This window comes from Kitasatospora sp. NEAU-CNBT7, assembly GCF_057220535.1.
The window spans coordinates 1-961 of the sequence record NZ_JBXQQB010000134.1 but is presented as its reverse complement, the minus strand read 5'-3'; the positions used below and the strand labels follow the sequence as shown (position 1 = coordinate 961).

Here is a 961-nt window from a genome sequence, read left to right as displayed (position 1 = left end):
CGCGTCCACGATCCGCCGCCGCGGATGCTTCTCCCGCCGGCCACCCTTCGGACCCACCCGCGCCGGCGGGAGCAACGGCTCCACCAGCGCCCACTGCTCGTCCGTCAGGTCCGACGGATACCCACCCCCAACACCGCTCACAGAGGGCTCAACGAACGCCTCGGCAACGGGACACGGCAGATCTCAAACGCGGTCTGAGTGGGCGTTCTGATAGCTCTATTCCTGTACACGGCCTTTGTCCCTGTCCACCTTCATGGCGATATGAGCGATAAAGGAATAATGTCCTTCTCTTGACCGCGAGCTTGGCAGCCCGCCTCATCCGCTTATGGGCCCTGAGGTCCGTCTGGTTTGAAGAAGTCATAGAACCGCCGGAGTAGCAGCGGAACCGGACCCTCCGCCACAGTCATGCTCACGCTGTGTCGTGAGCCAACGGAAGCCGTACCCCAGCGACCTGTCCGACGCCCGATGGGCCTTGATCGAGCCGAAACTGACAGCCTGGAGGAAAGCCCGGCCCGACCGCCGGCCCACCGGCAAACCGGCACAGGTCGAACTGCGCGACGTGTTCAACGCGATCCTCTACATCAACCGCACCGGAATCCCCTGGAAGTACCTCCAGGGGCATTGCATGTTCGAGATCGGTCCGGGTCGCCGGTCTTGTGATATGATGTGACGTCATGTCTCGTTCTAGGGATGGTTGTTCCCCGGAACGCAGTGCAGGCACGGTGCCGGTGATCATGTGGTTGTCGAGACCCATGAGAACCGAGCGAAACCGTGCCTGCCCGAACATCATCGCCCATGCCCGCCCAGGGCTGATGCAAAGTTAGTTGATCTTGGATCGTTCCTGGTCAGCATGGGTGTCCGAAGCAGATGAAGCTCCGTTGTGGTTGATGACCTCGCGAGTCGTCCACCAGCAACGGAGCTTCGGTGCGCCAGTCTGCCATGTCCTGTCCCTGCTCGGAGT

Annotated in this window: 1 protein-coding gene and 1 pseudogene; one reads left to right on the top strand and one right to left on the bottom strand. The window is 61.8% G+C overall.

Going from position 1 to position 961, the window contains the following annotated elements:
- A partial coding sequence (locus AC2TEW_RS39060) for a transposase (protein ID WP_484627860.1) occupies window positions 1-141 on the bottom strand: 141 nt, incomplete at its 3' end.
- 280 nt (window positions 142-421) lie between these two features.
- On the opposite strand from AC2TEW_RS39060, the pseudogene AC2TEW_RS39055 reads away from it, so the two are divergent.
- Window positions 422-613, top strand: a pseudogene (locus AC2TEW_RS39055) (transposase); the annotation flags it as partial.
- Window positions 614-961 lie beyond the last annotated feature (348 nt).